The following is a 24,292-nucleotide window of genomic DNA, read 5'->3' as shown; positions in this document are numbered from 1 at the left end:
TTTTTTTACCTCCTTCACTGGCAGCCAGGGAACTAAAGTTGTTATTTAGCTGCAACTATTATCTTTATGCTTTGAAAAGATTATTATGGCAAAAGTGATAGCAATGATACCTGCACGGTATGCGGCCACGAGGTTCCCGGCCAAGCTGATGCAGTTGCTGAAGGGTAAAACGGTTATCCGGCATACCTATGATAATACAGTAGCGACCGGTTTATTTGATGAAGTATGGGTAGTTACAGACAGTGAGGTGATTTACCAGGAGATTGTGTCGCACGGAGGAAAAGCCACCATGAGTGTGAAGGAACATGAAAGCGGCAGCGACCGGATAGCAGAGGCAGTAGCCAATATGGAGGTAGATATTGTACTAAATGTGCAGGGAGATACCCCTTTTATCAGGCAGGAACCCCTGCAACAGTTGTTACAATGTTTTAAAGACCCTTCCGTACAGGTAGCTTCTATGATGCAGGTGCTGCATGAACAGGAGCAGATTGATGATCCCAATTATGTAAAGGTGGCGGTAGACAGGCATATGAACTCCCTGATGTTCAGCCGCAGCGTAATTCCCTATCCCCGCAATAAAGAAGTACCCATTACTTATTATGAACATATCGGCGTGTACGCTTTCCGTAAACAGGCCCTGCTGAATTTTACCAACTGGCCCATAACACCGCTCGAAGCAGCCGAAAAGGTGGAATGCCTGCGTTACCTGGAATATGGTATTCCGTTGCGCATGATCGTGGTGGATTATATGGGCGTGGAAATTGATACGCCGGACGACCTGCAACGCGCTGAAAAGCTGCTCTGATTACGGTTTCGACAGGCTCAGCCCCGCTGAGTGGGGTAAACGCTGACATAAGAACACTAAAAATTTGCTTTGCCTATGAGTAGTCCTTTATGGGGTATTGACCTGGGAGGCACTAAGATAGAAGGCGTTATTTTGCCATCGCCTCATGATGCACGCCCCCTGTTGCGGAAACGCATTGATACAGAAGCCGGGAAAGGTTACCCGCATATTATCGGGCAGATCAAACGGCTGATTGATATGATGCAGCAGGAATCTGCACTTACGGCAACCCGTATAGGATTTGGAACGCCGGGCGAGCTGGACCCGCGTCTGCAAACGATGAAGAACTGCAACAGCACAGCATTGAATGGGATGCCCCTGAAGAAAGACCTGGAAGAAGCTCTGCAGGCGCCGGTTACACTGGCCAATGACGCCAATTGCTTTGCACTGGCCGAAACCCACTGGGGCGTGGTAAAACAACAGGCTCCGGAAGCACGCGTAGTATTTGGCATTATCATGGGCACCGGTGTTGGCGGTGGTATTGTGATTGATGGGCAGGTATGGAATGGCCGGCATGGCATTGCCGGAGAGTGGGGGCATAATTTCCTGGATGAAAGTGGTGGCCCCTGTTATTGCGGCAAGACAGGCTGCGTGGAAAAGGTATTATCCGGCCCCGGCCTGCAGGCCTGGTATACTCATCTTACCGGTCAATCCCTTACCCTGAAAGAGATTGTTACAGCCTATAAAGCAGGCACGGATCCTGCTGCTGCGCAAACAATGGAAAGGCTCTCGCATTTCTTTGGCAAAGCTGTTTCGGTAGTGACCAACCTGCTCGACCCGGATGTTATCGTGGTTGGCGGCGGCGTAGGCAATATTGATGTGATCTATTCGACGGGCGTTGAATCATTGAAAAAACACATATTTAATAATGGTGTTGATGTGCCGGTATTGCGGCCTGCATTGGGTGATAGTGCCGGTGTTTTTGGAGCCGCGGCACTGGTGGCCGGTTAATTATTAGTATAAAAAAATATAGATTTTTACATCCATATATTTCTATTGCGGCTTTTTGCGGCGAAAAGGATAGTATAGCGTAATATTTAAGCCTTAAAGCCGCAGTTTGCGGCTATTTTTGAGGTTATTTTGCATTTTTCTCGAAAAATTCACGCTCCTTTTTGATTACATGCAATAAAAATAATTAATTTTATTGCATCCGGTCTTCCTGCTGAAAAGCCATGCTAAATGGTTTAAGCTACCTGAGTCCTATTATGACAGATAAAACCTTATCTGCTCGTCTCAATCCAATAAAATAAGTAAATCCAAACTCAAGATATTCTTCTGGTTATAGCAACCGGAAGGGAATGCGGTTACTCTTTCACTCGAAACTCAGCATTTTGGTTTAGGCTCTCCGTAAACGCAGCAGTTTGCTGCGTTTTACTTTCTCACGGCTATTCTTTCTTCTTCTCTTTATACATTCTTATTGCTGCAGGCAGCGCGGTTTTTGTTACTTTCTTTTCTACGCTTACCTTCACGCTATCAATCCAATACGGTTGATTGATCATTTGTATCACCGAACAGCCCGAAAAAGTATATATGAAATTCAGAAATTTTAAAATGGTAGACTACGTGGTGTATGGCCGCGGTAGTTTTGATCAGCTTGATGAAATTTTAGCGCCCCGCCGCCAGGGAGAAGCCCCGATGGTCTTTTTGGTAGATCATTTTTTTGCCCAAGGGGCTCCTACCGGAGATGGTAAACCCCTGGTAAACAGGATCCCGGTACGGGGAAAGGACAAGGTGATTTTTGTAGATGTAACGTATGAACCTAAAACTACTTATGTAGATAAACTGGCTACAGACCTTCAGCACGAATTTGGTACGGTGAGCGGTATTATCGCTATTGGTGGCGGATCGGCGATGGACCTGGGCAAAGCAGTGTCTTTGATGATGAATAATCCCGGCTCTTCGGCCGATTACCAGGGCTGGGACCTGGTGAAGTTCCCTGGTGTATACAAAGCCGGTATTCCCACGCTGAGCGGCACCGGCGCAGAAGTATCCCGCACCACGGTATTAACAGGCCCTACGCGGAAACTAGGTATGAACTCAGACTTCACTCCTTTTGACCAGATCGTACTGGACCCTGCATTAACAGCCAATGCCCCGGTAAACCAACGTTTCTATACCGGCATGGATTGTTATATCCATTGTATTGAAAGCCTGGAAGGCACTTACCTGAATGAGTTCAGTAAGTCGTATGGCGAAAAGGCGCTGGAACTTTGTCAATATGTATTCCTGGAAAAAGATGGCTGGGATGCGGAGTGTGATGATAAGCTGATGATGGCCTCCTATGCGGGCGGCATGAGCATCGCCTACTCACAGGTAGGCGTGGCCCACGCAGTCAGTTATGGATTAAGCTACCTGCTGGGTACGAAACATGGTATTGGCAACTGCATTGTGATGAACCACCTGGAAGAATACTATCCTGCGGGCGTAGAAGAGTTCAAGCGCATGGTAGAGAAGAATAAGATTGACATTCCCTCTGGCATCTGCAAAGGGCTGACGGATGAACAGTTTGATACGATGATCAATGTTTCCCTGGGCATGAAACCCCTGTGGGAAAATGCGCTGGGTAAGGACTGGGAAAAGATCATGACGCGGGAAAAGCTGAGGAAGCTGTATGAGCGGTTGTAATGGCTAAACCCGTTGGTCCATCTTATGATTTTGTTATCTGATGTCAAAAAAGGGCTAAGCGGTACGATGTACGTTGGGGAGTTGTTTTGATTGCGTTACATTCGCTTATACCAACCAAACATCTATCATGAAAAAGCTACTATTTGTACTGTGTTTAATGAGTGCTGTGGGGGCTGTTGCACAGGAAAAAGTCAACCCCGTTATTAAGAAAGGTTCCAAATTCTCTTATACCTTATTTACCAGCGGGCAAACCATTCCTTTCAGTGCATTGGTAGATTCACTGAGCCCTGATTATGTAAAGATCGCCTGGAGTATTGAAGGGATGGGAACCGGCGGCTGGGTGATGAAAAAGAAATCACTGGAAAGCGCTGTTCACGGATACTGGAATCAGCCAACACCGGGTATAGATGAAGAGTTGGCAGGGGATGCCAGTGTATTGATTATATCCAAATCACAATGGGCAAGCTTACAGCAGGATAAAAAGTTTGTGTACAATGACCTGACATTTACGGTGAAAGCCGGTGAGCAAACTGGCTTTAAAGCAGGCGGTAAAACAATTGACGCCATCCTGGTGGAAGGCAATGGAGGCAATACCCGCCTGTGGATACTGAATAACCCTGCTTTCCCGGCACTGCTGAAGGTAGAAGGTAATGGTCATGGCGTGGACCTTGAACTGTCTAACATAGAGTAAACGATTTATAGTTTCTTTCATATAATGCCCCTGTAGTTGCGCTGCGGGGGCATTATTTTTTAGGTATGATTATTATGCTTAATTTTTCGGTGATAAATTATTTATGAGTCCGCAGAAATATCTCCGCTATCTTGGTTTGCCTTTATTGTTCGGTACCCACCGTACGAAGGAGTTGTTCCATATTAATCCTACAGCCCCTCCGGAACGGCAGGAAGCCGATAATATCGTAGTTACGATTTATGACTACAATGCAGATGCGGTAGTAGAAAACAAGTATGATACGGTAACACACAGTTTTGGCTGCAAAACGAATAACCGGATTAGCTGGATCAATATTGATGGCATCAGGAAGGCGGACGTGGAAGCAATCTGTAATCATTTTGAGATCCACCCCCTGCTTATTGAAGATATTCTCAGTATGCACCAGCGGCCCAAGATGGATGAGGTGGAAGGCGTCTTGTTCTGCCTGCTGAATATGCTGTATTTCAATGATGCCACGCGTACTGTTGAAACAGAGCAGATCAGTATTGTACTGGGTAAGGATTTTGTGATCTCCTTCCAGGAAGATGCCACCCGGGATGTGTTTGACCCCATCCGCAGCAAGCTTAAAATGGGCAATAGCAAGATACGGCAACGAACCGCCGATTACCTGTTGTATGCCATGCTGGATATTATTGTAGATAACTATTTCCAGGTGATGGAAAAGTTGGGCGAGCAGGTAGAGCTGGTGGAGGAAGAAGTGATCCGGCGCAGTAATACCAAATCGCTGGCGCGTATCAACCAGATCCGTAAAGAGCTGATCGTGCTGAAACGGAATATTGCGCCTGTGCGCGACCTGGTGAATGGCATTATACGCAGTGAAAGCGATTTGCTCGACGACCGTACCACCAAGTATTTCAAGGATGTGTACGACCATATCATACAGGCCTATGACCTCAGTGAGAACTACCGCGATATGATGACGAGCATGCAGGACCTTTATATTAATAATGTGAACCTGAAGCTGAATGAGGTGATGAAGGTAATGGCCATTGTAACCTGCCTGCTGGCGCCGGCCACGGTAATAGGCGGTATTTTCGGTATGAACTTCGACCATATTCCTTCCATTCACAATAAATGGGGCTTCTTTAGTGCGGTAGGCCTGATGTTGCTGGTCCCCATCTGGATGTTGTGGGTTTTCCGCAAGCGGGGATGGTTTTGAGTGATATTATTGTATATTCAGTGATTGAGATCATCAATTAATTGCTTCCTATAAAAAATGTTTTATGTCAACCAATCGTCGTCGCTTTTTGCAGCAACTGGGTGGCCTGGCTGCGGGTTTTGGAACTATAACAGCAGGCCTGGCCTCCTGCAATGATGCTGGTAATCCTGCCGAAACAGGTAAAACAGATTCCTCCGCCACGGCTACTCCTGCTGCTGCAGCCAACCTCTTTTTTGAAATATCCCTGGCGCAATGGTCTTTGAACAAACCCCTGTTTGCCAAACAACTCGACAACCTTGATTTTCCGTTGGTGGCCAAAAGAGATTATGGCATCAGTGTGGTGGAATATGTGAACCAGTTTTTTATGGACAAGGCTAAAGATGAGAAGTACCTTGCCGAGCTTTTAAAGCGGTGCAATGATAATGGTGTAAAGAATCACCTCATTATGTGTGATGGCGAAGGATCGTTGGGCGCACCCAATGATAAGGAAAGGCTGAAAGCTGTGGAAGCCCATTATAAATGGGTAGACGCTGCCAAGTATTTGGGTTGTGCTACTATCCGCGTGAATGCCCATGGAGAAGGCAGCCGGGAAGATGTGCAGAAAGCCGCTATTGATGGCCTGGGCCGGTTGGGTGAGTATGGCGCCAAAGCAGGTATTAATGTGATCGTGGAAAACCATGGGGGTTATACGTCCGACGGAGGCTGGCTGGCGGCTGTGATGAAAGGCGTGAACAAACCCAATGTAGGCACCCTGCCCGATTTTGGCAATTTCTGCATCAAGCACGAGGAAGGCATGTACGGCGGCAAGTGTGTGGAAGAATATGACCGCTATAAGGGTACACAGGAATTGATGCCCTATGCCAAAGGTGTAAGTGCAAAAACCCACGACTTTGATGCGCAGGGTAACTGCGTGGAAACCGATTATAACAGGATGCTGAAAATAGTAAAGGACGCCGGCTTTACCGGTTATATCGGTATAGAATTCGAGGGTAGCAAGGGCGACCCTGTAGAAGGCATCAAGAAAACTAAAGCTTTACTGGAAAGAGTAGGCGCTACCCTTAGTTAATAACTCATTTCATCCAGTTTTACTTTTCCTTTGAAGGTCCAGAAAACAAAGGAAGTATAAATGGCCACCAGCGGTGTACCGATCACGGCAATGGTGAGCAGGATCTTCATGGTCTTATAGGAAGAAGCTGCATTGTGTACCGTGATGCTGTTGGCCGGATTAACAGTAGAGAACAACAAATACGGGTACACTTCCATCGCCACCATGATGAGCAACAGGGCAATGGTGACCGACGAGCTGATGAAGGCATAGCGGTATTTCCCTTTTTTGATCTGCCGCGGAATGTTGGCAATGCTCAATACCATGAGGATCGGTATGATGAATGCCGCCGGATTGGTGCGGATGAAATCGCTGAGGTGAGGCACATAGAGTAGGGTGTACAGGGTAGTAATGACAAAGCTAAGTACAAAGAAAATGATGAAGTTGCGCGACAGGATACGCAGCCGGGCATACAATCGTTTTTCTGTTTTCATGGTAAGGTAGATGGAACCATGCATCATGAACAATGCCAGCGTAGTGATGGCCACCATAATGGAAAACGGATTGAAGAAAGAGAGCCAGTTGCCGGCAAACTCTTTTTGCTCGTTGAGCGGGATGCCCAATGCTACATTACCCAACATAAGCCCGAGCGAAAGGGCGATAATAGTACTGGCGCCGCAATAAACCATATCCCAGGTTTTGCGCCACCACAGCATAGGCTCCTTACTGCGAAACTCTATGGCCACCGCCCGGAAGATGATGCCAACCAGGAAGATCATAAAAGGCACATAGAACGCGGAGAAGATAGCAGCATAGGCCACCGGGAATCCGGCAAACAAGGCGCCACCGCCTATGACCAGCCATACTTCATTGCCATCCCAAACAGGACCAATAGCATTGAGGGCAATGCGGCGGCTCAGTTCTTTCCTGAGTAAGAGGTGCAGGGCGCCGGCCCCCAGATCGAACCCATCCAGAATAGCGTATCCGCTGATGACAGCTCCGAATACCAGGAACCACCATATGTTGTAATCAAGTCCGAGAAATGTTTCCATAATGATTGCCAGGTTAATGTGCTAATAAAGGGTTATCGCGTTTGCTGCCTTCTTCAATATCTTCTTTGGTGCCATAATCCACAGGCCCATGTTGTATTTTCCGGTTGAGCAGGTACAGGAATAAGATGAAGAGCAAGAGGTATACCACCATGAACATGATGAGGGAAAAGAGGACCTGGTTGGCCGTAACTGTTTTGGACAAGGCATCGGATGTTCTAAGCAATCCATATACCACCCAGGGCTGGCGGCCCATTTCCGCGGCAAACCATCCGGCCTGATTGGCAATCTGCGGCAAGAGTACTGCCCACACGAAAATCCACAGCAGCCATCGTTTATCAAAGAGCTTGTTCCTGAAATGGAGCCAGGTGGCAAAGACAGACAGCGCAATAAGCGTGACGCCAATGCCTACCATGATGTGGTAAAACTGGAAGATGGCATTGACCTGCCGGGGCCGCTCATTTTCGGGAAAGGCATTCAATCCTTTGATGGGTGTTTTAAAATCTCCATGCAGCAGGAAGGAAAGGCCACCGGGTATGCGGATGCCTGTTGTTTGTTGTGTTTTATTGTTTACATAACCCAGCAGGTACATATCGCCTGTAGCCAGTGAATCATAATGGCCTTCGAGGGCAGCCAGTTTTGCCGGTTGGTTTTTCGCTACGCCATCGGCGCTTTTGTGCCCTACAAATAACTGAAGCAGGGAGCAGATGGTAGCGGTGAAGAGTGCGATCTTAAAGGAGGGTTTGGCAATGTGCAGGTGTTTATTTTTCAGGATGTACCAGGCATTCACGCTCAATACCAGGAAAGCCCCCGCGAGGAAGGCGCCGATCCACACATGCGTTAAGCGTTCTACACTGGAAGGATTGAATACCATGGCCCAGAAATCGGTGATCTCTGCCCGGGCTTCCATGCCTTCGCCCACGATCCGGAAACCGGCCGGTGTTTGCTGCCAGGAATTGGCTACCACAATCCATACCGCTGAGAACATGGAACCGAGGAATACCATGACGGCCGAAAAGAAGTGCACTTTGGGCCCTACCCTGTTCCAGCCAAAGATGAGGATGCCCAGGAATCCCGATTCGAGGGCAAAGGCGAAGATGCCTTCTGCGGCGAGGGCGCTGCCAAAGATATCGCCCACATATTTGGAATAGGTGGCCCAGTTGGTGCCAAACTCAAATTCCATGATGATACCGGTGGCTACCCCGATACCAAAGATGAGCGCAAAGATCTTTATCCAGAAACGGGTGATCTGTTCATACCGCTTATCGCCGGTTTTCAGGTACATCCCTTCAAAGACAACGAGCAATAAACCCAGACCAATACTTAATGGCGGATAGATGTAATGAAAGGCAATGGTAAACGCAAACTGAATACGGGATAATATTTCGACATCCATGGGAAAAAGATGTTTGATTGCTGACTTATCAATACCCTTCGACAAGCTCAGGGTGACAGGCTTTTTACATAAAAAAAAGTCCCACCATATGGCAGGACGTTAGCAAATCATTTCTTTTTGAAGATGGGAACTGTACTACACGGTTCGCCATACATGATGCTTTTGGCTACAGGCCGCAATTTTTTGGTGATCTCCAGGTAGGCAAACTCACCAATGGGTATATCTCCGCATCCCTTTACCACCACCCGCTGATCTGTATAATCACTGGCCTGAATAGCGGCTATGTTCTGTATAAAAAGCTGTTTTCTGGCTGCTTCTTCATTCCCGAAGATGATGTCTTTTGTTACCGGCTGCAGGTAAGTAGCTACCAGCATATAGGCCCACATGGGTATGATGGCATCTGCTGTACAGGTCACTGCTGCTATTTTTCCCTGGTAGGGTGTCCAGTCGAATTGCTGCAGGGCAGTCCGGAAGTCTTTTTCTTTGAGGATGAGTTCCATGAACAGGTGCGGTTTCAGATCGAATACCAATATTTCCTCTTTGGGATAGTATTCCTCCAGGTCTATCGTAACCAGTGCGCTGGCCGCCACCTTATTAATGATCTCATCACTCATGGCAAATCTGTTTCAGGAATATTAACAAAGTTACATTGCAATTGGTTGCCGGGAAAGTAAAAGAGAAAGGAATATAAAAAAACATCCCGTTCATCTGAAGTGAACGGGATGCTCCTATAATAATATATGTTCTAATCGCTTAGTAGAATTTGTAGCGGTTGTCTTTAATATCGGCCGTCTTTTTCAGCGTTTCAATGACGAGATAGCTACTGCGTTGGAATTGCTGTGCTGCCATTTGTTGTTGCAGCTTGATATCCAGGGGCGCATTGGGAAGGGCAGAGATATTGTTTACTTTGATGTAGTAAACACCGCTTTCGCCTGTGATCGGATCTGATACCTTAGTCTGGTAATTCTTATTGAAAGAAGCACCAATGAGTTTAAGTTCATTACCTACTGCAGGGATATAACCCATGGCAAACTGAACGCTGTCCAGTTGCTGCACAGGCTGGTTGGTTGCTTTGGCCACTGCATCGAGTGAAGCGGGGGCATTGCCAACTTTCTGCGCTATCTGCTGTGCTTTCTTTTCGTTGCGGATTTTGTATTCTACCAGCGGACGGGCACGCTCTACAGGCATTAATCCTTTTTCATAAGCATTGACCAGTACAGGTACAACGTATTTATCACCAATAAAGAAAGGCTGCGCAGCTACATCCCCTACTTTGGCTTCATTGTACATCCAGCGTACCAGCTCACGGTTAACACCGACACCGGGAATGCTATTGGCCAGCGGCGCAATGTCGTACGCATTGAATTTGGTAAGGTTTTTCTTTTTTACGTTATCCTCAAACTGTTGCCTGTTGCGGCTTTCAGCAGCGAAAGAAGCGGCTGCCTGCTGTGCAGTATTGGTAGTAAGATCACTGGGATAAACAGGTTCAGAAAAATAGGCAATATTGTAAGCCGGTGAAGATCCTTTATGAGACAGCACCTCTACATAGTGATATCCATATTCTGTTTTCACCACGCCTTTAGATCCTACAGGATTTCCAAAGATAAAGTCATTGAAGGCTGTAGTCATACGACCTGTTACCACACCATCATATATACCGCCGGTGCTCTTGGTACCGTCATCAGAATATTTAAGGCAGAGGGTGTCAAAATTAGCGCCGCCCTTTATGGCCAGGTCCACGCTGTCTACAATCCTTTTGGCGGTTGTATCATAACGAACAGGTGTCAATTCCCCAGTACGCTGATCGCGCTGGTGGGTAGCTACCAGGATATGGCGAACTTTTACGGTATCGGGCCACTGTTTTACACTGACCATGCGCGCCAGGGTATAAGAACCACCATCCAGGTAAGGACCATATACGCCGCCCACCGGCGTTTTAACGATGGTATCAATGTTGGCGATCTTTATTTCCTTGCGGGAAATGTTGCTTTCATAATAAGGAGTCTGGCTATTCTCTCTCAGAAGGAATCCCTTGATATCAGTAGCTGTGGCAAAGGAATCCTTCAGTTTTTCCACATGCTCACGAACAGCGGCAGAGTCGGCGGCGCTGGGTGCAGCATCGAAAAGAACGTATTCAATACCCCGCACTTGTTCCTGCTCAAATGCTTTTTTACGATCCTGTATGTATTTACGTACTTCATCGTCGGTTATCTTGATGGTAGAATCGGGAATGCTGGTATAAGGTACACTTACATAAGAGATAGAAGCTACCTGGCTGTTGTTGGCGTTCCTTTTTTCAATGAGCCATTTGGGCACGTAGTAGCTTTTGCTGATCATGCCAACAAATTTCTCACGGGCGCGCTGTTTTTCCAGAGCGGGTACAAATTCACCCCAAAAGTTATTGTATTCAGGTGATTTCTTTTTCAGTCCGCGAATGGCCTGGTAAGCTGCCTGGGCATCATACACGCCGGTTTCGGGATTGGTGAATTGCTGGCGCAATTGCTGGGGCGGATTGGGACCATATAATATGTCGCCTTTCTCTTTATCACTGATCACAAAACCGAGCTTGTCCATTTCTTTGTCCAGTACGGCTTTTTCCACATATTCGTTCCAGAGGCTTTCGCGGATCTGTTGACGGAATTGTTCGTCTACCGGCTGACCAGCCTGGGCATAGTTAGCTTCGGCAGCACTGAGTCTTCTGTCAAATTCAGTAGCCTCTACTTTTGTACCATTAATTTTGCCGAGGGTGGTTGATTGTCCACTGAACAATCCTCCACTTCTTCCACTAAAGGCATCCTGTACGATAAAGGCGATCAAGGCTAAGGCAATCGCTCCAATAATGATCCACGCAGCTTTGTCGCGGATGGTCTGAATGATAGACATATAATATTATATTACTCGCGTTGTTTTAAGCGGATGGCAAAAATAGGGTAAAAAATATTATGAACAAATTGTGGAAAACAGTGCCAAATATGCACCAATACAGCGTTTTATGAGAGAATACAGGATATGGAATTCAGAAGCCAGCATGTTTATTCACAAGGTCGCTGCTTACCGGTAAAAGTCCCGATATTGTCGCTTGCGCATTGGTTTGGAAGGAATAGATTGAAGTTACCCGCAGGATTTTGTGAATTATTGTGTGGCAAACCGGGTTTTTTTGCGTGAAACGGCCTTGTGAAAACAGTGTCCCCACGATTTCGTGCATAACTGCAAAAAGCAGTGGAAAACCCCGGATCGGGCACTCTGGAAATCGTGGATAGTTGGATTATAAGTTAACCGGCGGCCGGTGGAGCAAATGGGACTGTATACAAATCCCCGGTTATTCGACCTCCGTTAACACCCCTATTGTGCTGTGAATAGTGTTTATTTATACCGGCCGTTTTTAATCCACAGAAGTGGAAAAAGCCCGGAGACACAGAACCAGCGTGAACTTATGATTGTTAATGAATTGTGGAAAACAGTGGATAAAGGCGTTGTTGTAACTTTACCAAAAATTGCGGTGAAGGTTTTATCCACGAATCCACAGCCGTAATAGTAATAGGTTCTTTATAAAATAATATAAGTAATAATAAATACTATGGAAGATATACACATAGGAGAAGCTAAAGAGAATATACTAAAAGCCGGGTTTCTGGATGTGGATGTGGACCCCACCCTGGACCTGTTTGGGGAGATCGAACGATTGAAAAAAGAAAAAAATGCGATCGTGCTGGCGCATTACTACCAGGAGCCGGATATCCAGGATGTGGCGGATTATATCGGGGATAGCCTGGGGCTGGCGCAAAGGGCGGAGAAGACGGATGCGGATATTATCGTTTTTGCCGGCGTGCATTTTATGGCTGAGACGGCCAAGATCCTGAATCCGGGCAAAAAGGTATTGCTGCCTGATCTGAAAGCAGGCTGCTCCCTGGCCGACAGTGCGCCGCCGGAGCTGTTCAGGCAATTCAAGGCCAGGCACCCGGATCATATTGTGATTTCCTATATCAATTGCACAGCGGATATCAAAGCCTTGAGCGATATTATCTGTACATCCAGCAATGCGCAGAAGATCGTGGAAAGTGTGCCGGTAGAGCAGCCGATCATTTTTGCACCGGATAAGAACCTAGGTTCTTACCTGATCAAGAAGACCGGCCGGGATATGGTATTGTGGAACGGCGCGTGCATGGTGCATGAGATCTTTAGCCTCGAGAAGATCACCAGACTCAAAATAAGGCACCCTCAGGCGAAGATAATAGCTCACCCCGAGTGTGAGGAGCCAATCCTTAGGATCGCCGATTATATAGGCTCTACGACCGGTTTGCTGAAATACACCCAGGAAGACGACGGCATGGAGTATATCGTGGCCACGGAAACGGGTATTTTACACCAGATGCAGAAGTCTTCTCCTCACAAAACGTTTATTCCTGCACCGCCGGATAATAGCTGCGCCTGCAATGATTGTCCACATATGAAGCTCAATACGCTGGAAAAGCTATATCTCTGCATGGAATATGAGCTGCCCGAGATCACGATGGATGAGCAATTAAGGATTGCCGCGAGGAAGCCGATTGACCGGATGCTGGAGATCAGTGCGAAGTATGGATTGTAGAATTGTTGTATAACTTTTTGGAACCGGGGATAAGAAAGTTATACAGTGGAAAAGAAGCAACGAGGAAAAATATAATTATAATTTATTTTAATATTATGGCTGAAGATTTAGTGGTGCTGCAGGGAACAAAGAAAGAACAGTATGTGTCTTTGATACCACAGATCAATGCGTTGATAGCAGGTGAGCCGGACCTGGTAGCGAATCTTGCGAATGTGGTGGCGGCGTTGAAAGAACAGTTCGGATGGTTTTGGGTTGGCTTTTACCTGGTGAAAGGAGATGAATTGGTATTAGGACCTTTTCAGGGACCAGTAGCGTGTACACGAATCCGTTATGGTAAGGGTGTATGTGGCAGTAGCTGGGAACAACAACAAACACTGATCGTTCCGGATGTGGAACAGTTCCCGGGGCATATTGCCTGCAGCAGTTTATCAAAGTCTGAGATCGTAGTACCGGTGATGAGAGAGGGGAAAGTAATAGGTGTATTAGATGTAGATAGTGAGCAGCTGGACCAGTTTGATGTTACCGATCAGCAGTATCTGGAAGAGATCGTGGAGGCTATTCAGTTTTGAGATAGCAAGAAAGAAAAAAACTATAAAATAACAGCGCCATCCTGTAGTGGAAGTCATTTACACAGCAGGATGGCGCTGTTTTTAATATTTATGCTAGCGACCCATATACACCATGAGAATCTGTACATCACTTGGATTAACACCGCTGATGCGGCTGGCCTGGCCAAGTGTACGGGGACGAATGCGCTTGAATTTCTGTAAGGCTTCATTGGAAAGAGCAGCTACTCTTTCATAATCGAAGTTCTCCGGGATCATAAGATCTTCCAGTTGGCTCATCCGTTTTACGATCTCCTTTTCTTTCTCTATGTATACATCATACTTGACCTGGATCTCTGCTTGCTCAATGGTTTCTGCAGAAAATCCGGACAACGCCTGCTGAATGGTGGGCAGGTGTTTTATCATATCCGCCAGAGAAATGTTAGGGCGCAGCAATACCTGGATGCTTTTTTGTTTGTGGGGTAAAGGAGCTGAGTTCCTTTCTTTCAGGAAGCCGTCTGCTTCTGTTGGGTCTAAAGAAACTTCCTTAAGAATAGACCTGATCTTTTCTGCTCCTGTTCTCTTTTCAATCACTTTATCCATTCTGTCCTGATCTGCCAATCCTAACCGGTAACTTAACTCAGTCAGCCGTAAATCGGCATTGTCCTGGCGAAGCAAGGTCCTGAACTCTGCCCGGGAAGTAAACATCCGGTAAGGTTCTTCCGTGCCTTTGCTGATGAGGTCATCAATGAGTACACCAATATAGGCATCACTCCTTTTCAGGATAACCGGTTCCAGTTCCCTTACTTTCTGGTGTGCATTGATACCTGCCATTAATCCCTGGCAGGCGGCTTCCTCATAACCGGTGGTCCCATTGATCTGGCCGGCAAAGAAGAGGTTACTGATGAGCTTTGTTTCCAGTGCATGGGTAAGCTGGGTAGGCGGGAAGTAATCGTATTCGATGGCATAGCCAGGCCTGAATACCCGTACATTTTCAAAACCGGGTACTGTTTGCAAAGCCTTGTATTGAACTTCCTCAGGCAAGGAGGTAGAGAACCCATTTACATAGATCTCTATAGTATTCCATCCCTCAGGTTCTATAAAGAGTTGATGACGGTCCCTCTCCGCAAAGCGATTGATCTTGTCTTCAATGCTGGGGCAGTACCTGGGACCTACCCCTTCAATCCGGCCGGTGTACATAGGACTCCGGTCGAAACCTGTTTTAAGGATATCATGTACCTGCTGGTTGGTATAAGTTACCCAGCAGCTTCTTTGTTCTGCGGGCAGTTGTACGTCCTTATAAGAAAATCCAACGATCTCTTCATCCCCTTTTTGTTCTTCCATTTTGGAATAATCCAGGCTTCTTCCATCTACCCGGGGAGGTGTTCCTGTTTTCAGACGATCGCTTTCAAAGCCTAACTCAACCAACTGTTCAGTTATACCGGTGGCTGCTTTCTCTGCTACCCTACCTCCACCGAACCTCTTTTCTCCGATATGGATGATCCCATTCAGGAAGGTTCCGCTGGTAACTACCACGGCTTTGGCTTTTACTTCATGTCCCAGGCCGGTTATGACCCCACAGGCCCTGTTATCCTTTACTATGATTGACCTTACCATATCCTGGTAGAAGTCGACATTCTTAGTTAATTCCAGCATCTCCCGCCAGGTAGCGGCAAATAACATCCGGTCATTCTGGGTCCGGGGACTCCACATGGCGGGTCCTTTAGACTTATTAAGCATCCTGAACTGGATCATGCTCTTATCGGATACAATACCGGAATAGCCGCCCATGGCATCTATTTCCCGTACAATCTGTCCTTTGGCAATACCCCCCATAGCGGGATTACAGCTCATTTGGGCGATGGTTTGCATGTTCATGGTCACCAGCAACACCTTTGACCCAATGTTGGCTGCTGCTGCTGCCGCTTCACATCCTGCATGACCGGCGCCTACTACTATTACATCGTATTCTGGAAACATAGGCTGCAAAGTTACATTAACGTAGGGAGGTTCGGGAATTAACCTGTTCCACGTGGAACGTAAGGAACTATTGTAGATTAATGTTATTTGAAAGTATCTCTTGCTGAAACTATGTATTCTTAGAAGGATATCCCAACAGAAGTATATCTAAACGCTGGAGATAGTGCCTCAGGGTCGGATAACCCATAGGTGATACCCGGCTGATCCCTAGGTGGTCCCAGGATGGTATTCTCGTTATGTTCTCTGAATGTTCTCGTAACATTCTCTGTATGTTCTCTGTAGCTCGTACCCCTCCCCGGACTTGTTCCACGTGGAACGAAATGGGATTGAGTTTATTATAAAGAGGAGGTTAATTAAAGTCTTTATACTTTCTTCTTATTCCATTTGGCCAGGTATTCTGCTTCTTTAGTCCGCATCAGTTTCTCTTCTTGGGCTGTCTTATCCTTGTATCCGCAAAGGTGCAGGGCTCCATGGAAGATTACCCGGTGCAGTTCTTCGGACAGGGAGGTGTTGAATTGACGGGCATTGTCCCTTACCCTGTCTATGCTGATGTATATCTCCCCTACGGTTCCCCCCTCCCCTTCAGAAAGGTCGAAGGTGATGATATCGGTATAGTAATCGTGGTTCAGGTACTGCCGGTTAATGTCCAGCAGGTAGTCGTCGGAACAAAAGATGTAGGTGAGGGAAGTAAGGGGTACTTTCTCTCTTTTAAAAATGGAGGGTATGAAAGCCTTTAGCGCCTGCCTGTTCCTAAGATTAACTGTTTGTAAGAAATGGAATTTAACCGGGGATGCACTCATAAGTTTCGAAAATCGTAAGCGTAATAATGAATACAAAGCTACATTTGTTACTGCATGAACTGAGTATTCAGGAACTTCCCTGATCGATTTTGGTTCCCGGATGTTGTACCAGGCAGGCAAACATAAATACAGTAAAATGAAAAGATTATCAGAGTTAAGGTCAGGAGGAAGAGGAAGGATAATGTCGTTTGAAGACAATGATCTTTTTCTGAAGCTGATGGAAATGGGTTGTGTGCCCGGCGAACTGGTTAAAGTAGAACAAATCGCTCCCCTTGGTGATCCGATCTCTATCAGCGTAGCTGGTTATAATTTAAGTCTCCGGCTGAACGAAGCAGATAATATCTTTATAGAAGAATTGGTATAGCTATTATTATACTCAATATTATCTGCCAGGTATGAAAGTCGGGCTGTATTTCGGTTCATTTAATCCCATCCATCATGGTCATCTTATTATTGCCCAACACATGGTGCAAAACACTGACCTTGACCAATTGTGGTTTGTGGTGTCGCCGCAAAACCCGTTGAAGCCTTCCAATGGATTATTGAATGAGTTCCACCGCCTGTATTTGATACAGTTATCCATAGAGCATTCCCATCATTTAAAAGTTACTGATATTGAGTTCCGCCTGCCCCGGCCTTCCTATACTGTTGACACACTTACTTACCTGGGCGAGAAATACCCGCAGCACTCCTTTGCTGTGATCATGGGTAGTGATAGTTTTGAGAACCTGCCCCGCTGGAAGAATTACCAGCATATATTAACACACTACCCGGTTTATGTATACAAGCGTCCCGGGCATGAGATCACCACCACTTACGATGGCGCCCAGGTGGAAATATTGAAAGCCCCCCTGCTGGAAATATCTGCTACGCACATCAGGAATACCATTAAAGAAGGAAAGTCTATCCGCTACCTGGTGCCCGATAAGGTGGCGGAGGAAATAGAGCGCAATGGATATTATAAGGCATAGAGGCGCTATTTTTCCTGTTTACCACCTTATATTTAGTGAACTGAATCAAAACAAGCTGTTCACTATGTTTTCCTGCAGGAGTTTAACCATTGCCCTTTTTTTACTGACGCTATACAGTAACCTGGCTGCACAAATACGCACCGACCGGAAATTGCAAGAAAAAATAACGGCGTTGATACAAGCCCAGGGCGTACGGGGTGTTGTGGGTGTATATGTGAAAAATCTGCGCACAGGTAAGGTAGCCGAATTCCAGGCAGATAGTTTGTTCCCTACCGCCAGTATGGTAAAGGTGCCTATCCTGGTAGGCGTGATGGATAAAATTGAAAAAGGCGAACTACCCTATAACCAGCCCCTTGAATATAAGGACTCCTTACTTTATGCCGGCGAAGATATATTGGGCTCTTTTAAAAGCGGTGAGAAGATAGAACTGAGCAAGGTGATGATGCTGATGCTTACAATGAGTGACAATACGGCGAGCCTTTGGTTGCAGAGCCTGGCTGGTACCGGCGCCCGGATCAATGAGCTGCTGGATTCATTGGGATTGCAGTTTACCCGGGTAAACTCCAGAACGCCGGGACGGGAAGAAAACAGGAAACAATATGGCTGGGGACAAACGACTCCCCGCGAGATGACGACACTTATGGAAAAGATCTACCGGGGTGAAGTGATCAGTAAAAAAGCGAGTGAGCGTATGCTGCGCGTACTGGGCAGGAATTATCATGATGTGAATGGGATTTCGCAGGTACCACCCTATGTATTTGTAGCCTCCAAAACCGGTGAAGTGAACCAATCGCGCAATGAAACCCTGCTGGTGATGGCTCCCCATGGTCCTTATGTCTATACGATCAGTACCAAAAAACTGGAAGACCAAAGCTGGAACCCTTCCAATGAAGGCTGGGTACTGTGCCGTAAGCTATCCGCCTTACTCTGGCATTATTTTGAGCCCCGCTCAAAGTGGAAAGCCGAGTAGTAACGGCTTGTATAAGTTTAGTACCTTTCGTGCTTCGCTGTCCGCCGCATGGTACTGTTACGACATATTCCCTTTTTACGGGCTGTTTTTCTGCATAGCATCACTGCATTTGGTGGTCCGCAGGGCCATTTTGGTATGGTGATGAAAACTTTTGTGCACCAGCGGCGTGATGTTACCGAGAAGGAAGTACTGGACTATACTTCCTTTTGCCAGTTATTGCCCGGCGCTTCTTCCACGCAGGTGCTCACCCTCATTGGCTATAAAAGAGGCGGTATCCCGCTGGCGGTGCTGACTTTGCTGATCTGGATCTTTCCGGCCTGTTTTCTGATGGGCGCTTTTTCTTTTGCGCTGCAATATTTTGATAGCCGTTCACACAACGGGGATATATTCAAGTTCATTCAACCAATGGCAGTGGGGTTCCTGGCCTTTGCCGCCATGAAGTCGTTCAAACTGGCCATTCATAATACGATCACCAGTGTGATACTGGCGGTAAGCGCCATCATCACTTTTTTCATGTTTAAAAGTCCGTGGGTCTTCCCCCTTCTTATAGTAGTCGGCGGATTTGTTACCAACCTGAGTGATAAACGGATTCCGCAAAAAGGCATACCCCCTAAAAAGATCAAGTGGGGTAATATCTGGCTTTTTGCTATTCTGTTCATTACAGCCGGTGTGGTGAGTGAGTTGGCGCGGACCCAGGACTGGCCCAACCGCCGTCCGTTGAACCTGTTTGAAAATACCTATCGTTTCGGCAGCCTCGTATTCGGGGGTGGACAGGTTTTAATTCCCATGATGTATGAGCAATATGTGGAAAGGCCGAAGTCGGAACAGGTTATCCGTAAGAACCTGTATAAGAAAGAAAATGTAATTAGTATTGAGCGGGATGATTTTTATACCGGCGCGGGTATTGTGCGTGCTATACCCGGACCTGTATTTTCCATTTCCTCTTTTATGGGTGGTATGGCCATGAAAGATAAAGGTCCTGCCTGGCAAGTGCTGGGTTGTGTGATCGCCTCTATCGCCATCTTCCTGCCAAGTGCCCTGCTGGTCTTGTTCTTTTTCCCGATATGGCATAACCTGCAACGGTATGCCGTGGTGTTCCGGGCACTGGAGGGGATTAACGCGGTGGTGGTGGGTATTATGGTGGCCTCCACCCTGTATATGATGAAAGATATTTCCATCACGGAATTTAAAACGGTGGATATCCTGAATATCGGTGTGATCATCGGCACCTGGCTGTTGTTGGCATTTTCCAAACTACCCTCTCCTGTTATCGTATTCATTTGCCTGCTGCTGGGCTGGCTGGCCGGCCTGTGGGTATAAAGAAAATCCCGTCCTTGTGAGACGGGAATTCGTAAACCACCCTTGAGAAAACTGCCTGATTACTGTTTGTATGAAATAGTAGATAATTTTTTCCATTCCTTTCCGCAACTTTCGTGTGGCCTTGTCTTCCCGCTTGCTGCTATCACCAGTATGGCAAAGCAACCGAGAAAAGCTGCCATCGCCACTGCCTGCATTCCTTTTTTCATGGTTAGGTTGTTTTTAAATTGTAGAACAAAACTACGCTGTGAAACAGGCCTTCACAATAGCATAAAGATGTGAAATGGGATCACCGAAACCGGGGAGTATGTAGCATGGAGATCACATGCGGGTTGCAGGAGTTAGCTTTTAGCAGTTAGGTATTAGCCTGTAATACCAGCACCGGGAGCGGATGATTTAAGCTATTAACAGTAAGGTATAAGTGAAGTTAAATGATCTTGTCCTTAAAAGCTTTGGCCACGGCTTCGCTCTTGGAGTTTACGTGTAGCTTTTCGTAGATCTTTTTAATGTGTGAGCGTACAGTATCAATGGAAATAAACATTTCGGAAGCGATCATTTTATAGCTGTAGCCATTGACCAGCCATTGCAATACCTGTTTTTCGCGATCGGAAAGATGGTAATCGCTGTTCGCATCGCTGTGCACCTGGGAAAACATTTTCAACACCTGGGTGGCGATGGAAGAGCTCATGGGCGCGCCGCCTGTATGGGCTTCCTGTATGTATTCCAGTAATTTGGCGGGCGGTGTTTTTTTGAGGAGGTAACCGTTGGCCCCGTTCCTGATGGCTTCAAAAACATTTTTGTTATCGTCAAATACGGTGAGCATGAGGATCTTCACTTCCGTATTTCCCTGGCGTATGAGCTTTAGTCCTTCAATGCCATTGGTGCCTGGCATGTCAATGTCCATCAGGATCACATCGGGTTTCAGTGCTTCTACTTCACTTACCACATTATTGCAGTTCCTGAAAGCGCCGATGACCTCAAATCCTTCAGAACCATTCAGCAACATGGACAGTCCTTCTCTTAACTGGGGATTGTCCTCATATAATATGACATTGATCATTTCAGGGGGGTATTATAGTGGCAAAGCTATGTATTAATTCGCCGGGTGGCAATCACATAATTATGTCAGGGGTACGTCCAGCAAAACTTTGGTCCCCCGGCCCGGGGCGGACTCCATGGTCAGTTGGCCGTTGAGCGACTGCGCCCTTTTTTTCATATTGAACAGGCCATTGCCGCTATCGGCCTGTTGTACATCGAACCCGATCCCATCATCCATGATCTTCATGATCAACCGTTCCTTTTGAATGGAAATGTCAATGATCGCATGCCTGCATTGGGAATACTTGGCCAGGTTATTCACTGCTTCCTTGAAGAGGAGGAAAAAGTCGCGCCGCGCTTCCATGTCCAGCTTCAGGTCCTGCACTTCTTCATCTACCCGGAAGGTGAAGTCAATATTCCTGGCTTCCAGCACCCCGGTGGCAAATTCCCGCATGCGTGCCGTGATGCGTTGCATGCTGTCGTTCATGGGATTGATGCTCCATACAATATCGTCCATCGCTTCCATCATCCGGCTGCTGTTGTCGCTGATCTTATTGAGGTATTCGCTGGTCTTGTCTGCATCTTTTTGCACTTTCATTTTGGCCATCTCACTCAGGATGTTGATGGTGCTCAGGGTAGAGCCCATATCATCGTGCAGGTCGCGGGCGATACGGGTGCGCACTTTTTCCATGCCCAGCAACCGGTTTACCCGCAGGCGGTGGATGAAATAAATGAGGCCGGCCACTGCGATGCCTACCAGCGACAGGAACCACCAGGTTCTCCAGAATGGAGGATGAATGTATATTTTGAGGGTGGTAATGTTTTTGGATTCCACACCATTGGCATTTTCACACATCACTTTGAAGGTATAATGCCCCGGCGGCAGGGAAGTGTAATTGGCAAACAGGCCTTTATCCGGGCGGACCCATTCTTTGTTGATGCCTTCCAGTTGATAGAAATACACAATTTTATCCCGTTGTAAAAAGCTCAGTGCGGCAAACTCAATAGTAATGGAGTTTTGCGTGTACGCCAGCTCTACCCGCTCCAGTTTCATAATAGAGTCTGGCGGCAGGTAGCTATTGAATAATTTGAAGTCCGTGATGGTAACATCCAGCGGTTGCGAAGCGTTATAGGCTATCCTGGGTTGAAAGAATACAAAATTGTGCGGGTTGCCAAAAAACAGCCTGCCATCGTGCAGCCGGGTGCTGGCATTGTATTCAAAGTTGCTGTATATGATACCATCTTTTTGGGTAAAGAGGGTAAACACTTTTCGCTTGTAGTTATACCGGCAGACCCCGTCGGCAAGGCCCAGCCACAAATTGCCCTCCTCATCTTTCTCCATACTCTTCACACTCATGGAAGGCAGGCCATCATCGGTGGTGATGAGTTGGATGGCCCCGGTGTTTTTGTTGAGCAGGTTAAGCGCGCCGGAACTGATGAAATACAGGCTGTCGTTATATTGTAAAATATCACCGGCCATATCGGTATACAGCGATTTGCCGGCGCCTCCCTTTGTGTTATAATGATTGGCTATTTTACCGGTAGCGGGATTGATCCTGTACACTCCTTTCCTATGGGTGCATAACCACAAGTGATCCGTACTATCGGTGATCATTTTGTAAACAATGGTATGGACGTTTTGCACCAGGCTGAATCCCTGCATGAAATCCTTGCCATATCCTGCTGCAGGGTCCCATTTGATGATATGTCCGTATTGGGTAGCCAGCCAGATATTGCCTGCTTTGTCTTCTGTGATCTGCCTGATGGTGCGTTGTTCTGTAAGGGGGAGTTTATGAAAAACAGATTTCCCGGTGGCAGGGTCGTGTACAATGAGACGGCCGTCCTGGCAGCCTACCCAGATCCTGCCTGTTCTTTTTTCTTCATGCAGGTCCCATTGCATGGTATACCCACTTTCGCCGGACGGCATGCCTTTCAGTATCGTGTTCTTATAAGCCAGAAAGTTGGTATCGAACGAAAGTGTACCCATGCCCCAGGTGCCCACCAGCAGGTCTTTGTTGTTCCTTTGTAAAACAGCATTTACCTGCATGTCTATTTTCCTGTTATCCGGTGGCGGCCCCTGCATGGCAATGGTATTGAATACCTGCCGGGAAGGATTAAAAACATAGACGCCTTCATCGGTACCTATCCAGGTATTCTGTTCCCGGTCCTCATACATACAATACACTTCGTCGTATTTGATATCATAGTCATCTGCCGATTCATTTCGTATGTATTCAAATTCATGAGTGAGGGTATCAAACTCCAACAGCATCATTTTACCATAGGCCCAGATACTACCATGTGATTGCTGGGAATAACCTACCAACTCCTTGTAAATGGAAGTGCGGACCCGCAACCCTGCTGTGTCTTTTGTCAATTTGTTGCCGGCCAGGTCATAGCAATAGAATTTCTCCGGCTCTTTGGGTGCATCCCAGGCGGTGATCCAAAGGCGGGATTGCCTATCTAAGAATAATGCTGTTACCGGTTCCCTGAATAAGGGATTATCCAGGATAGGCCTGCGTTCTGTATTGTGGGCATAATGGCTGAGTGATTGGGTGCGTGGATTGTACAGGGCCAGGCCGGAATCGGCCCCTATCCAATAGCTGCCGGTTTCCGGATCTTCCGCGATGTGGCTTGCATGCCAGCCTTTGGGCACACGGAAGCGGTTTTCATCTTTGCTGAAGGTATTGGTCTTCCGGTCATAGGCCAGCACGCCATAGCGGGTAATGATCAGGAAGATATTTCCCTTACTGTCCAGCCACAGAAAATATTCAGCCCGTGGTGGTACCTCGCCCTCCGTTTTAATGATGGCTTTCTTATACCGGAAGGTTACCGGATCGAAGATGCCAGCCTCCTGCTCCATTCTTACCCAGAAGTTGTGATGGATGTCCTGGGCTATCTGTTTGATGGGTACACCGGGCAGGTAATTTTTATCACCTGCCGGCGGGCGGAACATGACGATCTTTCGGCCATCATAACGTTGGAGGCCATTGGCGGTGGCCAGCCAGATGAACCCTTTCTGGTCCTGCAGTATACTATGCACATGATTGGAGGCAAGACCATCTTTTGCGGACAGTCTGTTGAAGACGTGTTTGCGGTGTTGGGCCAACAATGACGATGGCAGGCCAACAAGCAGGATACTATAGAGGGTTAACCTGAACAAGGGGTGGGTATATGTATTATCAAAAGTAGCTATCCCTTTTTTCTTTTTGGAAATCTTTTGGGTAAAACC

At 47.0% G+C, this 24,292-nt stretch carries 21 protein-coding genes; 12 read left to right on the top strand and 9 right to left on the bottom strand.

What is annotated here, in order from left to right:
* The first annotated feature begins 85 nt into the window (after positions 1–85).
* The 6 genes from kdsB (at position 86) to HB364_RS05440 (ending at position 6,427) form a co-directional block, all read left to right on the top strand.
* Complete coding sequence (kdsB, locus tag HB364_RS05465; protein ID WP_246228325.1) at positions 86–805, top strand: 3-deoxy-manno-octulosonate cytidylyltransferase; 720 nt, start codon at positions 86–88, stop codon at positions 803–805.
* Between the two features lie 75 nt (positions 806–880).
* Positions 881–1,795 (top strand): ROK family protein, encoded by a 915-nt coding sequence (locus HB364_RS05460; protein ID WP_167286863.1) that lies wholly within the window; start codon positions 881–883, stop codon positions 1,793–1,795.
* 579 nt (positions 1,796–2,374) lie between these two features.
* Complete coding sequence (locus tag HB364_RS05455) at positions 2,375–3,469, top strand: iron-containing alcohol dehydrogenase family protein (RefSeq protein ID WP_167286862.1); 1,095 nt, start codon at positions 2,375–2,377, stop codon at positions 3,467–3,469.
* A gap of 127 nt (positions 3,470–3,596) precedes the next feature.
* Positions 3,597–4,160 carry a hypothetical protein gene (locus HB364_RS05450; protein ID WP_167286861.1) on the top strand — a complete coding sequence of 188 codons (564 nt, stop codon included), beginning with the start codon at positions 3,597–3,599 and terminating at the stop codon, positions 4,158–4,160.
* A 103-nt stretch (positions 4,161–4,263) separates the two neighbouring features.
* On the top strand, positions 4,264–5,361 hold the full coding sequence (gene corA, locus HB364_RS05445; protein ID WP_167286860.1) for a magnesium/cobalt transporter CorA: 1,098 nt from the start codon (positions 4,264–4,266) through the stop codon (positions 5,359–5,361).
* Positions 5,362–5,425: 64 nt separating this feature from the next.
* Entirely contained in the window at positions 5,426–6,427 is a 1,002-nt protein-coding gene (locus HB364_RS05440; protein WP_167286859.1) for a sugar phosphate isomerase/epimerase family protein, read from the top strand.
* On the opposite strand, the gene cydB is transcribed toward HB364_RS05440, so the two are convergent.
* The 4 genes from cydB to HB364_RS05420 form a co-directional block, all read right to left on the bottom strand.
* Positions 6,424–7,458: a cytochrome d ubiquinol oxidase subunit II gene (gene cydB / locus HB364_RS05435; protein ID WP_167286858.1), complete on the bottom strand. Its 1,035-nt coding sequence runs from the start codon at positions 7,456–7,458 to the stop codon at positions 6,424–6,426. The two genes, HB364_RS05440 and cydB, sit on opposite strands and share 4 nt — an antisense overlap.
* A 13-nt stretch (positions 7,459–7,471) precedes the next feature.
* Entirely contained in the window at positions 7,472–8,851 is a 1,380-nt protein-coding gene (locus tag HB364_RS05430; RefSeq protein ID WP_167286857.1) for a cytochrome ubiquinol oxidase subunit I, read from the bottom strand.
* 107 nt (positions 8,852–8,958) lie between these two features.
* Complete coding sequence (locus tag HB364_RS05425; RefSeq protein WP_167286856.1) at positions 8,959–9,465, bottom strand: DUF2480 family protein; 507 nt, start codon at positions 9,463–9,465, stop codon at positions 8,959–8,961.
* Positions 9,466–9,604: 139 nt separating this feature from the next.
* The gene (locus HB364_RS05420; RefSeq protein WP_167286855.1) at positions 9,605–11,734 is read right to left on the bottom strand and encodes a peptidylprolyl isomerase; all 2,130 of its coding nucleotides are present in this window, start codon (positions 11,732–11,734) and stop codon (positions 9,605–9,607) included.
* 694 nt (positions 11,735–12,428) lie between these two features.
* Here HB364_RS05420 and nadA point away from each other — a divergent pair.
* Entirely contained in the window at positions 12,429–13,439 is a 1,011-nt protein-coding gene (gene nadA / locus HB364_RS05415) for a quinolinate synthase NadA (protein ID WP_167286854.1), read from the top strand.
* Between the two features lie 95 nt (positions 13,440–13,534).
* Complete coding sequence (locus tag HB364_RS05410; RefSeq protein WP_167286853.1) at positions 13,535–14,008, top strand: GAF domain-containing protein; 474 nt, start codon at positions 13,535–13,537, stop codon at positions 14,006–14,008.
* A 93-nt stretch (positions 14,009–14,101) separates the two neighbouring features.
* Here HB364_RS05410 and mnmG read toward each other — a convergent pair whose 3' ends face one another.
* Together mnmG and ybeY are read right to left on the bottom strand one after the other, a co-directional pair.
* Positions 14,102–15,964, bottom strand: coding sequence for a tRNA uridine-5-carboxymethylaminomethyl(34) synthesis enzyme MnmG (mnmG, locus tag HB364_RS05405; RefSeq protein ID WP_167286852.1), 1,863 nt, complete (start codon positions 15,962–15,964; stop codon positions 14,102–14,104).
* Between the two features lie 362 nt (positions 15,965–16,326).
* Complete coding sequence (gene ybeY / locus HB364_RS05400; RefSeq protein WP_167286851.1) at positions 16,327–16,764, bottom strand: rRNA maturation RNase YbeY; 438 nt, start codon at positions 16,762–16,764, stop codon at positions 16,327–16,329.
* 136 nt (positions 16,765–16,900) lie between these two features.
* Here ybeY and HB364_RS05395 point away from each other — a divergent pair, with 136 nt between their 5' ends.
* From HB364_RS05395 to HB364_RS05380, 4 genes are all read left to right on the top strand, one after another.
* Positions 16,901–17,128 (top strand): FeoA family protein, encoded by a 228-nt coding sequence (locus HB364_RS05395; RefSeq protein WP_167286850.1) that lies wholly within the window; start codon positions 16,901–16,903, stop codon positions 17,126–17,128.
* A gap of 31 nt (positions 17,129–17,159) precedes the next feature.
* Complete coding sequence (gene nadD / locus HB364_RS05390; protein ID WP_167286849.1) at positions 17,160–17,735, top strand: nicotinate (nicotinamide) nucleotide adenylyltransferase; 576 nt, start codon at positions 17,160–17,162, stop codon at positions 17,733–17,735.
* A 64-nt stretch (positions 17,736–17,799) separates the two neighbouring features.
* On the top strand, positions 17,800–18,705 hold the full coding sequence (locus HB364_RS05385) for a serine hydrolase (protein ID WP_167286848.1): 906 nt from the start codon (positions 17,800–17,802) through the stop codon (positions 18,703–18,705).
* A 48-nt stretch (positions 18,706–18,753) separates the two neighbouring features.
* Positions 18,754–20,025, top strand: coding sequence for a chromate transporter (locus tag HB364_RS05380; protein WP_167286847.1), 1,272 nt, complete (start codon positions 18,754–18,756; stop codon positions 20,023–20,025).
* A gap of 59 nt (positions 20,026–20,084) precedes the next feature.
* Here HB364_RS05380 and HB364_RS05375 read toward each other — a convergent pair whose 3' ends face one another.
* From HB364_RS05375 to HB364_RS05365, 3 genes are all read right to left on the bottom strand, one after another.
* On the bottom strand, positions 20,085–20,231 hold the full coding sequence (locus tag HB364_RS05375; protein ID WP_167286846.1) for a hypothetical protein: 147 nt from the start codon (positions 20,229–20,231) through the stop codon (positions 20,085–20,087).
* 218 nt (positions 20,232–20,449) lie between these two features.
* Positions 20,450–21,082: a response regulator gene (locus HB364_RS05370; RefSeq protein ID WP_167286845.1), complete on the bottom strand. Its 633-nt coding sequence runs from the start codon at positions 21,080–21,082 to the stop codon at positions 20,450–20,452.
* Between the two features lie 60 nt (positions 21,083–21,142).
* Positions 21,143–24,223 carry a ligand-binding sensor domain-containing protein gene (locus tag HB364_RS05365; RefSeq protein ID WP_167286844.1) on the bottom strand — a complete coding sequence of 1,027 codons (3,081 nt, stop codon included), beginning with the start codon at positions 24,221–24,223 and terminating at the stop codon, positions 21,143–21,145.
* Positions 24,224–24,292 lie beyond the last annotated feature (69 nt).

This window comes from Paraflavitalea devenefica, assembly GCF_011759375.1.
In the GTDB taxonomy this organism is placed as follows: Bacteria; Bacteroidota; Bacteroidia; order Chitinophagales; family Chitinophagaceae; genus Paraflavitalea; species Paraflavitalea devenefica.
The sequence above is the reverse complement of the archived record's forward strand: the minus strand, read 5'-3'. Positions and strand labels throughout refer to the sequence as shown.